The 11,306-nt window shown below is 67.2% G+C and carries 10 protein-coding genes; 3 read left to right on the forward strand and 7 right to left on the reverse strand.

The features are described 5' to 3' along the window. Positions 1–5 precede the first annotated feature (5 nt). Positions 6–647 carry an MBL fold metallo-hydrolase gene (locus HPY83_07020; GenBank protein NPV07701.1) on the reverse strand — a complete coding sequence of 214 codons (642 nt, stop codon included), beginning with the start codon at positions 645–647 and terminating at the stop codon, positions 6–8. Positions 648–1,071: 424 nt separating this feature from the next. Between HPY83_07020 and HPY83_07025 the strand changes: the two genes are divergently transcribed. The 3 genes from HPY83_07025 to HPY83_07035 are packed head-to-tail and all read left to right on the forward strand — an operon-like array spanning position 1,072 to position 3,985. Then, the gene (locus HPY83_07025) at positions 1,072–1,476 is read left to right on the forward strand and encodes a YjbQ family protein (GenBank protein ID NPV07702.1); all 405 of its coding nucleotides are present in this window, start codon (positions 1,072–1,074) and stop codon (positions 1,474–1,476) included. Next, positions 1,473–3,326: a TIGR03960 family B12-binding radical SAM protein gene (locus HPY83_07030; GenBank protein ID NPV07703.1), complete on the forward strand. Its 1,854-nt coding sequence runs from the start codon at positions 1,473–1,475 to the stop codon at positions 3,324–3,326. The genes HPY83_07025 and HPY83_07030 overlap by 4 nt, the downstream gene beginning before the upstream one ends. Positions 3,327–3,328: 2 nt before the next feature. After that, positions 3,329–3,985 (forward strand): DUF2344 domain-containing protein, encoded by a 657-nt coding sequence (locus tag HPY83_07035; GenBank protein NPV07704.1) that lies wholly within the window; start codon positions 3,329–3,331, stop codon positions 3,983–3,985. A gap of 182 nt (positions 3,986–4,167) precedes the next feature. Here the strand turns inward: HPY83_07035 and HPY83_07040 are convergent, their stop codons facing one another. The 6 genes from HPY83_07040 to HPY83_07065 all read right to left on the reverse strand — a co-directional run bounded on the left by HPY83_07040 (position 4,168) and on the right by HPY83_07065 (position 11,199). Next, on the reverse strand, positions 4,168–4,848 hold the full coding sequence (locus HPY83_07040) for an Asp/Glu/hydantoin racemase (protein ID NPV07705.1): 681 nt from the start codon (positions 4,846–4,848) through the stop codon (positions 4,168–4,170). Between the two features lie 52 nt (positions 4,849–4,900). Continuing rightward, positions 4,901–6,289 carry an L-fucose/L-arabinose isomerase family protein gene (locus tag HPY83_07045; GenBank protein ID NPV07706.1) on the reverse strand — a complete coding sequence of 463 codons (1,389 nt, stop codon included), beginning with the start codon at positions 6,287–6,289 and terminating at the stop codon, positions 4,901–4,903. A gap of 144 nt (positions 6,290–6,433) precedes the next feature. After that, positions 6,434–7,786 (reverse strand): aminotransferase class III-fold pyridoxal phosphate-dependent enzyme, encoded by a 1,353-nt coding sequence (locus HPY83_07050; GenBank protein ID NPV07707.1) that lies wholly within the window; start codon positions 7,784–7,786, stop codon positions 6,434–6,436. A 69-nt stretch (positions 7,787–7,855) separates the two neighbouring features. Then, a complete protein-coding gene (locus HPY83_07055) occupies positions 7,856–9,322 on the reverse strand; it encodes a hypothetical protein (protein ID NPV07708.1) in 1,467 nt (488 codons plus the stop codon). A gap of 79 nt (positions 9,323–9,401) precedes the next feature. Then, positions 9,402–10,061, reverse strand: coding sequence for a corrinoid protein (locus HPY83_07060; protein ID NPV07709.1), 660 nt, complete (start codon positions 10,059–10,061; stop codon positions 9,402–9,404). Between the two features lie 115 nt (positions 10,062–10,176). After that, positions 10,177–11,199: an alcohol dehydrogenase catalytic domain-containing protein gene (locus HPY83_07065; protein ID NPV07710.1), complete on the reverse strand. Its 1,023-nt coding sequence runs from the start codon at positions 11,197–11,199 to the stop codon at positions 10,177–10,179. Positions 11,200–11,306: the final 107 nt, after the last annotated feature.

Genomic DNA, 11,306 nt, shown 5'->3' on the forward strand with positions numbered 1-11,306 from the left:
CTGGCTCAGTCCTCCTCCGGTAGGACCGCCACCTCCGCGTCCTCGACCAGTTCCGCGAAGCGATGGGCGTCGTCCAGCTCCCCGACGACGCGCCCGTAGTGCATGGGTACCACGATGCGCGGCTTGAGTCGGTGAACGGCGGCCGCCGCCTCCTGGACGTTCATGGTGTAGGTGCCGCCTATGGGCAGCAAGGCGACGTCCACCGCCAGGCCGGCCATCTCGGGGATGAGATCAGTGTCACCGGCGTGGTAGACTCGCACTCCGTCGAGGGTGACTATGTACCCCACGCTATCGGGGGATTCCGGATGGAAGCTCTTGCCTACATTGTAGGCGGCCACCACCTGGACCTCCAGGCCCAGAACGGTGAGACGGTCTCCCACCTTCACGGCCCGCACGCGCTCGGGATCGCGGCCGAGCTTGTCCAGGCAGGGCCGAGGGGCCACCACGATGGTATCCGGTTTGGCGACGCGCTCCACGTCCTCGGCGGAGCAGTGGTCGTGGTGGGCATGGGTGATCAGAATCAGGTCGGCCTTGGGTGCTCCTGGCTTGATCTCCCAGGGATCGAAGTAGAGCACCTTGTGGTCTATCTCAATCCGGAATGTGGCGTGCCCCAGCCAGTGAATCTCCGGTAGCAGCCCTTCAACCATACCTGCCTCCCCCGGAGGGCGCGGGACGGCCCCCCGTCTGAGCGCACGCCATTCTAGCCCCGTGCCGTCCCACTGGTCAAACGGCCTTTGGCAGCAGGAGGCTAGGGCGTTATCGAAGTGCTGCGGCAGGCCACCAGAGATGCCTATCGGAGCCAGGCTGGGCGCTATCGGACGCTGCATCGCCTCTGTTCCCTGCCTGCTGGCTGGCCGGTGGTGGTACCTGGCCCACGCCAGATGGCAGCTCGCCCAGCACTGGCTGGGCTCTGAGAAGGCCTTAAGCAGGAGGCAGGCGCGCGGCCACAAGGGTGAGCGATGTGCTATAATGGTCAGGAGGTGCCGGACTTGTCCGGAGGCGGGAAGATGGACGAGTGGGGGCGAGGGTTCTCGCCCCTTTTTGTGGTGAAAGCGAGCAGGAGAGTTCGGCATGCGCATCATCGAGGTGGAGACGACCGCGCGCAGCCAGCTGGTGGATGTCACTCGTCAGGTAGCGGAGGTGCTCGCGGAGGAAGGGAGCGAGCGGGACGGTGTGTGCCATGTGTTCGTCCTCCATACCACGGCCGGGATAACTGTCAACGAGAATGCCGATCCGAGCGTCGGCCGTGACTTGCTGGCCCACCTGGACCGGCTGGTGCCTTGGGACGGTCGGTACGCCCATAGCGAGGGCAACTCGGCGGCTCACATCAAGGCCAGCCTACTGGGATCGAGCGTCTCCGTGCCGGTGCGGGGTGGGAGGCTGGTGCTAGGCACCTGGCAGGGCATCTTCCTGGCCGAGTTCGATGGCCCGCGGCGGCGACGCCTGGGGATCCAGTTGGTGCAGGGGAGCCCATGAGCGCGGTGCTTTCTCGTGAAGTGCTGGACCGCATGCTGGCCGGCGTGGAGAAGCCGGCCCGCTATACCGGCGCCGAATGGAACAGCGTGGTGAAGCCCTGGGAAGGGGCGCGCGTCCGGATGGTGCTCGCCTTCCCCGACGTCTACGAGATCGGTATGTCCAACTTGGGATTGATGGTGCTCTACGACCTGGTCAACGCTCGGGAGGACATGCTGGCGGAGCGGACGTACGCGCCCTGGCCTGATATGGCGGCGGCCATGCGGGCTCAGGGAGTGCCTCTCTACTCCCTGGAGAGCCGCCGGCCGCTGACGGATTTCGACGTGGTGGGCTTCTCCCTGGGCTACGAGCTCAACTTCACCACCGTTCTGGAGATGCTGGACCTGGCGGGGCTGCCGCTGCTGGCGTCGGAGCGGGACGACACCATGCCGCTGGTGATAGCGGGCGGCAGCGCCTGCTACAACCCGGAGCCGATGGCGGACTTCTTCGACCTGGTAGTGATCGGGGACGGCGAGGAAGCGCTGCTGGAACTGGGAGAGCTCTACCGGGACTTCGGCCGCAGCCCGGTGGCCGAACCCGGCAGCCGGGCCCACCGTGCCCGGTTCCTACGGGCGGCTGCAACGCTCGCTGGGGTGTACGTGCCGGAGCTGTACCGCCCCCGATATGACGAAACGGGGTGCTACCAGGGGCTGGAAGCTGTCGCCCCCGAGGCCCCCGACAGAGTGACCGCTAGGGTGGTGCGCCCCCTACCTCCTCCCCCGACGCGCCCCGTGGTACCCTACTTGGAGACGGTGCACGACCGGGCGATGGTGGAGGTCCGCCGGGGGTGCGGTCGGGGATGCCGTTTCTGTCAGGCAGGGATCATCTACCGGCCGGTTCGGGAGCGGCCGGTGGCCGAAGTAGAGGAAGCCGCGGCACGCATCATAGCCAGCACCGGGTATGACGAACTGGGACTGCTGTCCCTCAGTACCTGCGACTACCGGCCCATAGAGCAGCTGCTGGAGAGGCTCATAGCCCGCTTCGGAGAGGAAGTGGCGATCTCTCTTCCCTCACTGCGGCTGGATTCCTTCTCGGTGAAGCTGGCCGACATGGTGCAGCGGCGGCGGCGCACGGGGCTGACCTTCGCCCCCGAGGCAGGAACGCAGCGGCTTCGGGACGTCATCAACAAGAACGTGACCGAGGATAACCTGAGAGAGGCGGCGGAAGCCGCCTTCAGCCACGGCTGGCAGCGGATCAAGCTGTACTTCATGGTGGGGCTGCCCACCGAGACCGATGAGGACGTAGAGGGCATCGCCCGGCTAGCGCGGGAGGTGCTGGCCATCGGTCGCCGGCATCACGGCCGCCGGGCGCGGGTGTCGGTCAGCGTGAGCACCTTCATCCCCAAACCGCACACTCCCTTCCAGTGGGCTCCGCTGGTGAGCGATGACGACCTAGAGCGACGCCAAGGCATCCTGCGCCGAGGTATGCGCGGGCAGGGGCTGGAGCTGGCCTGGCACGACGTCCGCGCCACCTACGTGGAGGCGCTGCTGGCCCGGGGCGACCGGCGCCTGGGCCCGGTGATCCGACGCGCCTGGGAGCTGGGGGCACGGTTCGACCCTTGGGAGGAGCACTTCCGCCCGGAAGCTTGGCGGCGCGCTCTCAAGGAGACTGGCGTAGATGGCGACCGGTTCGCTCGCAACGGCTACGACATGGGGCAGGCTCTGCCCTGGGATCACGTAGACACCGGCGTCAGGCGCTCCTTCTTGGAGCGCGAGTGCCGCCGGGCCCTGGGCGCGGAGCGCACTCCCGACTGCTTCGAGGCCTGCTCCGCCTGCGGGGTCTCCGGTCGTTACGGAGTGGCCTGCTGGGAGTGATGATGGAGGACAGGCATCGCTACGAGATCCGATTCGGACGCGGGCACGCCATCAGGTTCATCTCCCACCTGGACCTGATGCGGGTCTGGGAGCGGATGTTCCGGCGCGCCCGCCTGCCGATAGCCTACTCCCAGGGGTTCAACCCTCGGCCCCTGATCACCTTTGCCGCGCCCCTCCCGGTAGGGGTGTTGTCTCGGGGGGATCTGCTAGAGGCCGCTTTGGGGGGGTTGGTGCCGGAGGAAACCGTCCTACAGGCGCTCCGGGCTCAGGCCGTGCCCGGCCTGGAAGTAGAGGAGGTGACTGCTGTACCGGGCCGGCGACGGTCACTGCCGGCCCGTATGCGGGAGGCCCGGTACGAGATCGAACTGGAAGAAGCCACTGAAGGAACCGTCCGCGGGGCCATCGCAGCGCTCCTGGCGGCCCCCTCGATCCCGGTGCGGACCGACCGCGGGGACCGGGTGCGCGAGTACGACCTGCGGCCGCTGGTGCTTGAGCTCGAGTATCGGGGCGAACCAGATCCCTGCCTACTGGCTCGCCTCCGGCACGATCCTCAAGGCACCGGCAGGCCGGACGACCTCCTGCGCGCCCTGGGGTACGACCCAGCGGCGGCCCGGATCACCCGCACCGAGCTGGTTCTGGCGCCGGCGGAAGAGCGGTGATGGGAATGCCTCCACCGGCGACCGCCGGGAGCACGCGCGACCGGGCGCCATGGCCGGCGCCTGTGGCCCAGGGTGCGGAGCTCAGGGGTGTGGCCCCTCGTCGGTGACCTCCTCGGGGGTCGCCGCCGCGCGCCGCCGGCCGCGCTTCGTCCTCTCCCGCGGGCGCCGGGGACACAGCTCCGTCAGTCCGGTTCGCCCGGCTCTCCGGTCAGGAGTTGCCTCACTCGAGACAGCGCCAGCCGCGGGCTGGTCAGGACGGGCACGGGCAGGGCTCTAAGGTCCTCTGCGAGCAGGGCCTGGGCTGCCGAAGCCTGGGCCATGACGATGACGTCGCTCTGGGCTGCCAGCCTGGCGACCGCCGCTCGTACTGCCCGGTCGTGCTCATCTTGGCGGCCCTCCCGGGCAGCGGCCATAGCATCGGCTTGCAGGGAAGCCACCACTTTCACCGGACGACCCAGGGCCTGGGCTCGTTGCCGCACCAGGTCGCCGACCGACTGGAGGGTGGCGGCCACGGTGGCGAACACTCCGATGCGGCTGCCTACCTGGAGGGCACGATCCACCATGGGTTCATCCACTTTGAGCATGGGGATGTCGAGCAGCGGCGCCGCTAGATCCACGGCAGGGCTCATGGCGGAGCAGGTGAGGAGGATGGCGTTGGCTCCGTCCGCCTGGGCATTGGCGGCCAACTCCACCACTCGTAGGCACATAGTGGACGTGACCCGGCCCTCGGCGATGATGCGGGAGAGGAGCCCCTCGTCCACCAGGTGAAAGACGGAGATGTGGGGCAGAAGCTCGCCGGCGAGGGCGGCGAACGAGGGCACGATGCCGGCCACGGTGTGTATCATCGCCAGCGTCTTGGCCATCTGACCTCACTCTGGGGAAGGTCCCCCGGCTGTAGCTGCATGGAAGGACGTCCTAGAGCACAGTGGCGCGGATGCCGCTGAAGCGAGAGAACTCCTCCAACTCGACTCGCAGGTCGCCCCGCACCAGGTGTACGTGGTTGGCGTGCAACACCGGCAGCAGATCCTGCGGCTCCACGCTCAGCTGCAGGAAGGCATGAGGCCATACCGTCGAGCTGCCTTCCACCTCCCCCAGGGGAAGGTTCATGGCCTCCCCGCCGGCGATCAGCATGCGATAGCCCTGGGGATCGCGAGTCAGGCGGGCCAGGGTCACAGGACCGGAGTCGAAGACCAGGCACACATGGGCTCCCCCTCCGAGGTACTTGGCCGTGCATGGGGTGAACGCGGTGCGGCCCAGGCAGGCCTCCATGCTGCCACCGGTGCAGGCGAAGCAGGTGGGTGCCGCCCCGCAATTCGATAGCACGTACACTGCTCGCGAGGCGTCGTAGAAACGCAGGTCCAGAAGGGCGGTGGGCAGGCTGGAGACCAGCTTCATCACCAGCATGGTCAGGGCGCCGTCGGCATCCGCCTCACAGGAGGTGGGAATGGGTTCCTTCTCTCCCTCCCAGTCGTAGGGATCGTTCATGAGGGCGGCGGTCAGGCACTGGGTCACCTGGAACTCGCTCATCTCGTAGTGACACTTGAGGGCCACTGCGTCCCAGCCGAGTTCGCGAACGATTTGCTTGGTGGCCAGGTAGTGCCGCACCTGCGTGGCCAGTTTCCCTGGGGTCAACTGCTTCCCGTCGTGCAGGATCTGCACGTGCGCGTGCAGCCAGTCCAGGCCGGCCTTCACCGCCTCATCCGGTACCAGCCGGGCGCGGCGCACGATCTCGATCTGGTCGGCGTGATCGAGGTCCACTCCGAACTGGGACTGCCAGGCGGCACCGTCGGCGGCAGTGGTGTAGAGCCCCATGCTCCGTCCGCCCAACTGGCCCACCACCCTCCCGCGCAGGGCCGTCACCGCCCCGGCGCCACGGCAGAACGCCAGTATCCGCCGCTGCACCTCCGGGTCCTCGAGCTTCCCCCAGATACGGCCGTGGGGCACGCCGATCTGGGTCAGTCCGCCACCGATGGTGAGGAGCCCCACCAGAGCCGGATACTCGGGCTCCCAGGGCGCAAAGAGCAGGGTGGGGAGCCCCAGATCGCGCACGAGAGAGACGGCGTTGTGTGGGAATCCGAACACGGGCTGACAGACTGTGAGCGCCTGCGCTCTCTGGGCTCGCAGCTCAGCCGCGACGGCCCGCGCTTCCTCGGGAGAGTGGATCGGCTCGCTTCGCAGCACTTCCGCGCCGCACTCGGAGGTCAGAAAGGCTGCCAGCCGCTGCACGTGAGCGGCGATGACGGGCAAGAGCCCCTGATGAACACGCTCACGCCCGTCGGATACGGTTACGATCCCGACTCTCATGGTGTGTGTAGTCTCCAGTCAGGTCTGCGCTTCGTGGTAGGAACTCCCGCCTGGCCCAGTGGCACTCTCTCGCTGCGCTGAACCACGCTGATCGCAGGAGATAGTGACGCTAGAGCAGCGGAGATCAGCGTGACGCCAGCGGGATCAGCGTCCGATTACCTCGGTGACGGCGGCGATGGCATCATGCAGGATGACCATGAACTCGTCCACTTGTTCCCTGGTGATGATCAGGGGCGGCGCCATGAGGATCATGTCCCCCGCGTCGCCATCCACCGAGCCGGTGCAGGAGTAGACGATCAAGCCCCGGCGGAAGGCCTCCTCTTCCACCATCCGGCTCAGGCCCAGGGCGGGGGGGAAGGGCTGCCTGCTCTGCTTGTCCTGCACCAGCTCCAGCCCCAGCATCAGCCCCTTGCCGCGCACGTCGCCGACGATGCTATGCTCCAAGAGGCCCTCGAGCTGGCCCAGGAAGTAGCCGCCCGTGTCCCTGGTTCGGGCCGGAAGATCGTGGTCCAGGAGATAGCGGAGCACAGCATTGCTGGCGGCGCAGGAGATGGGGTTGGCATTGAGGGTGTGGCCGGCGCGAAAGACGGAGGCGTTGTCCTGCAGGGGCTGCCACACACTGTTCCGAGCGATCACCGCCGCGATGGGGGCATAGCCGGAGGAGATGCCCTTAGCGGTGGCGATGATGTCGGGGGTGACGCCCCAGTGGTCCAGCCCGAACATGGTGCCGGTACGGCCCCACCCGGTCATCACCTCGTCGGCGATGAGCAGGACCCCGTAGCGATCGCAGATCTCCCGTACCACCTGGAAGTAGCCAGGCGGCGCCGGAACCGCTCCCAGGGCGGCACCCACCACCGGCTCGGCGATGAAGGCGGCCACGTTCTCGGGGCCCTGCTGTCGTATCTCCTTTTCCAAGGCGCGGGCACAGAGGAGACCGCACTCGGGATGCGTCTTCTCGTACGGGCACCGATAGCAGTAAGCGGGGGGGATGTGGGGCATGTGGACGAACATGGGGGAGAACATGCGGCGGCGTGTGGTCAGCCCCGAGAAACCGGCTACGGCGATGTTGTTGCCGTGGAAGGACTGCCAGCGGCTGATGACCAGGTACCGTGAGGGCTCGCCCCGCTCGACGAAGTGCTGGCGGGCGAGGCGGACGGCATCGTCCACGGCGTCGGTGCCGGTGCAAGTCAGCCACACCTTGCAGGCGTTCCTCATCTCCCCGGGGGCCAGGTCCGCTATCAGGTCGCTCAGGGCCAGAGCCTGGTCGTTGGAGAACACGTGAGCGGGATAGAACCAGAACCGCTCCGCCTGCCTGGCCACGGCCTCCCAGACCTCGCGGACACCGTGGCCCACGCTGACCACCACCGAGGAGCCCCCGGAGCCATCAATGTACCGGCGGCCATCCTCGTCGTAGACGTATATGCCCTCGGCCCGCGCCACCTTGGGGAACTGCCGTCTCCAATCGCGGTGGACCAGCACCTCGTTGGGTTCGTGCATTAAGGGAAACCTCCGCTAAGGGATCGCTGTCTGTGTGCCCAGTCCGGGGATGAGGGCCCCGCGTCCGCCCTACATCCTCTCCTTCCGCTCCTGAGCCTTCCTTACGCCTTCTTGAGCCAGGCGCTCGATTTCGGCCGCCTGCTCGTGTGTAACCGCCCAGGGCTTCTCCTCCGCCAGCAGGGCGCGGGCGCGCTCGTTGGCGGCCTGGCGCATGTCCTTGCCGCCGGCAGCCTGCCACGTGTCCCAGGTGTTGCGGTCGGTGATGTGAGGCACCCAGCGGTCCTGGCGGTAGAAGTCGCGCGTCTCACGCTGAGTGAGGAAGTGGCCCCCCAGAGGCCCCACCCGGGCCAGCAGGTCCACGCTCAGGGTATAGTCGTTGACCTCGAAGCCGCGAGCGATGCGGAAGGCGGCGGCGATGATCTCCTCGTCTATCACCACCTGTTCGTAGCTGGCCAGGAGCATCTGCTCCATCATGCCGTAGGAGAGGTGCACGAAGTTGGTGCCGGCCAGAATGTTCGTTAGCACCTGAAGAGCCCGCTCGTACCCGGCCTGAGCGTCGGGCAGCTTGGCATCAATGCCGGTGCCACCCTGGTAGGGCAGCCCGAACCGCCTGGCCACCTGAGCGGTGGCGGCGTGGATGAGTGTGGTCTCCGGGGCGGCGCCGGAGTAGGCGCCGTTGGCCATGTCTATGATGCCGGAAGCGATGGAGAAGATGCAGGGCGTGCCCGGATTCACCAACTGGGCCAGAACCACACCGGCGAGCACGTTGGCTCCCTGCTCCACCAGGGTGCCGGCGATGGGCGCGGGAGTGGTAGCCCCGCACAGGGCATCCACCTCGATGTAGAGGGGGATGCCGTGCCGGGCCGACTCCATCAGCACTTCGGAGTTCTGTTTCTCGTGCTTGCAGGGGCTGACCATGCAGACCACTTCGGTGAAGGTGGGGCGGCGAAGGGCCTCCTCCTCGCTGCCCTGAAAGACAGCCGCCATCCGGACCTGGTCGCGCACGGACTCCGCACTCTGGGCCTGGGAGTAGTAGTTGCGCTTGCTGACGGAGTAGCAGGTGGCGAAGTTGATGAGCTCGTACCCCAGCTCGGGCACGTCGCTGGGCACCACGATCTGGTGCATGATGTCCAGGTTGGGCATCTCCTCCAGCAGGCGGGTGAGATCCACCAGGTCCTGGCGCACCGCCAGGCGGTGCTTCCCGTCGAGGTCCAGCACGGAGAGGGCGCAGGATCCGCCGATAGTGTAGACGCGGTCCAGGTCCACCTTGACGTCGTACTCAGGCGTCTTGCCGTAGAGAGTGAACCGGCTGGGCGCGGTCAGCAGGGCCCGCTCCAGCAAGTCCTCCGGTATCTTGACCACGCTAGTGTCCCAGTCCACCCGGGCCCCGTGGTCGGCCAGTATCTCCAGCGCCGGGCGGTACTCCATGAGCACTCCCACCTCGGCCAGCACTTCCACTATGGCGAAGCGGATCTGCTCCAGGTCGTCGTCCTTGATGAACTTCAGCCAGTTGCTCTTCAACCCTCGTCTGGGCATTCACATCCTCCTGGGGAGTGGATAGTGGAAAGCAGGTGTTGAGCGGTGAGTGATGCATGTTGCCAGAACTGTCCGCTATTCACTGTCCACTAGTCACTAGCCCTCGCAGCACCCGCACGGCAGCCACCGCATCGTCGCCGTAACCGTCGGCCCCGATCTGCCTGGCGTACTCGGGTGTGACCGGAGCACCGCCCACTATCACCTTCACCTTGTCCCGCAGGCCCCGCGTCTCCAACTCCTGGATCACCCGCTGCATGTAGGGCATGGTGGTGGGAAGAAGGGCGGACATGGCCACTACCCCGGCCCCACGGTCGGTGACGCCCTCGAGGAAGCGCTCCGCAGGTACGTCTACACCCAGGTCAATGACGTCGAAGCCGTGGGCACTGAGGAGCGTGCCCACGATGGACTTGCCGATGTCGTGGATGTCACCCTTGACGGTGCCCAGGGCCACCGTGGCCAGACTCTCTCGCTTGCGGCCCCCGGCGGCGATCTCCTTCTCCAAGATGGTTACGCCCTTCTTCATGGCATCGGCCGCCATCATCAGCTCAGGCAGGAAGTAGTCCTTGCACTCGAAGCGCCTGCCGACCTCGGTGATCCCGGGGATGAGGCCCTGGTTGATGGCGTCGAGGGGGTCAATGCCGGCGGCCAGGGCCCTCTGCGCCAGCTCCACCACCTTCTCTGGCTCGCCCTCGATGACGCCTTTCTCCAGCCCCGCGAGTATGTCCTCTCGTTCTCCCATGTCTCCTCCCGGTATCAACTCCTGGCCTCGTGTTCGCTCGTCTGCCGGCCTTCGGGCGAACACAAGGTTCGCCCCTACAAGTAGGGCCCCGCCGTGCGGCGGCACGTAGGCGGGCTCAGGATCGGTCGCTCTCGACCACCGCCTTGATGCAGGTATCTCGCTGCTCTCGGGCGGCACGTACCGCTTGGTCCAGCTCCTCGAAGGCGAATCGGCAGTCCGTCAAGGGCTCCAGGTCAACCAACCCGCCGTTCACCAGGGCAGCCACTCGGGGCCAGGTCTGGGGAGCGTTGCCGGTGGGCATGTAGGTCACCTGGCGCCAGATGGCGTCCAGCACGTCTATCTCGGCCCGATGTCCGGCCGGTATGCCGAACAGGAGCACCCTACCGCCGTTGTCGGCCAGCCTGCCCGCGGTGGCGATGCTCTCCTTGCTGCCGATCGTCTCTACCACGGCGTCGAAACGCCGACCGGCTAGTACCTCGGCCGGGCCCTCCTGACGGACGTTGATGGTCAGGCTGGCTCCATACTCCCGCGCCATGGCCAGGCGGCGGGGTCGGGTGCCCGTCACCACCACCTCGGCGGCCCCCTGCAGCCGCAGCAGGCGAGCGAAAAGGATGCCGGTGATGCCGCAGCCCAGGACGATGGCCGTTTCCCCGGCCAGCAAGTGCAGCCTGTCCACTCCTCCCAGGACGCAGTGAACGGTCTCCATCTGGGTGGCGGCGGCGAAGGACACAGTGTCGGCGATGGGAACCAGGTTGCGGGCCGGCACCAGGCAGTGCCGGGCCCACATGCCGGGGATAGTCTGCCCGATCTCCTGCACCTCGCGGCAGAGGTGCTTGCGTCCGCTCTGGCAGAAACGGCACTGCCCACACCCGATCACGGTGTCCACCGCGAAGCGCCCGCCGACTAGGCTCTCGGGCACGCCGGGCCCGACGGCCACTACCTCGCCCGCGCCCTCGTGTCCCATCACGTGCGGGGGCTGCACGAAGGACACGCTGCCCTCCAGCACGTGCAGATCGGTGCTGCAGATGCCGGCGGCTCGGACGGCCAGGAGCGCCTGGCCCGGCCCCGGATCCGCCACCTCCCAGGGCTCGAGGGCCAGGTTGCTGCCCCCACGCCAAACCCATGCCTCGCTACGCAATGCCCCCCCTGACTCCAGACTCACCAGCTGTCCATGATGAGGAGTGCGCGCGTCCCTAAGTCGCGCCTGGGGGCGCGAACTCCTCTGTTCTGGGTTCACCAACACTG

Source organism: Anaerolineae bacterium (assembly GCA_013178015.1).
Lineage (GTDB): Bacteria > Chloroflexota > Anaerolineae > DRVO01 > DRVO01 > Ch71.

Coding starts and splice junctions, on each gene's coding strand:
- HPY83_07020 (NPV07701.1), bottom strand. CDS start 647: ATGGTTGAAGGGCTGCTACCGGAGATTCACTGGCTGGGGCACGCCACA.
- HPY83_07060 (NPV07709.1), bottom strand. CDS start 10,061: ATGGGAGAACGAGAGGACATACTCGCGGGGCTGGAGAAAGGCGTCATC.
- HPY83_07035 (NPV07704.1), top strand. CDS start 3,329: ATGGAGGACAGGCATCGCTACGAGATCCGATTCGGACGCGGGCACGCC.
- HPY83_07030 (NPV07703.1), top strand. CDS start 1,473: ATGAGCGCGGTGCTTTCTCGTGAAGTGCTGGACCGCATGCTGGCCGGC.
- HPY83_07055 (NPV07708.1), bottom strand. CDS start 9,322: ATGCCCAGACGAGGGTTGAAGAGCAACTGGCTGAAGTTCATCAAGGAC.
- HPY83_07025 (NPV07702.1), top strand. CDS start 1,072: ATGCGCATCATCGAGGTGGAGACGACCGCGCGCAGCCAGCTGGTGGAT.
- HPY83_07045 (NPV07706.1), bottom strand. CDS start 6,289: ATGAGAGTCGGGATCGTAACCGTATCCGACGGGCGTGAGCGTGTTCAT.
- HPY83_07040 (NPV07705.1), bottom strand. CDS start 4,848: ATGGCCAAGACGCTGGCGATGATACACACCGTGGCCGGCATCGTGCCC.
- HPY83_07050 (NPV07707.1), bottom strand. CDS start 7,786: ATGCACGAACCCAACGAGGTGCTGGTCCACCGCGATTGGAGACGGCAG.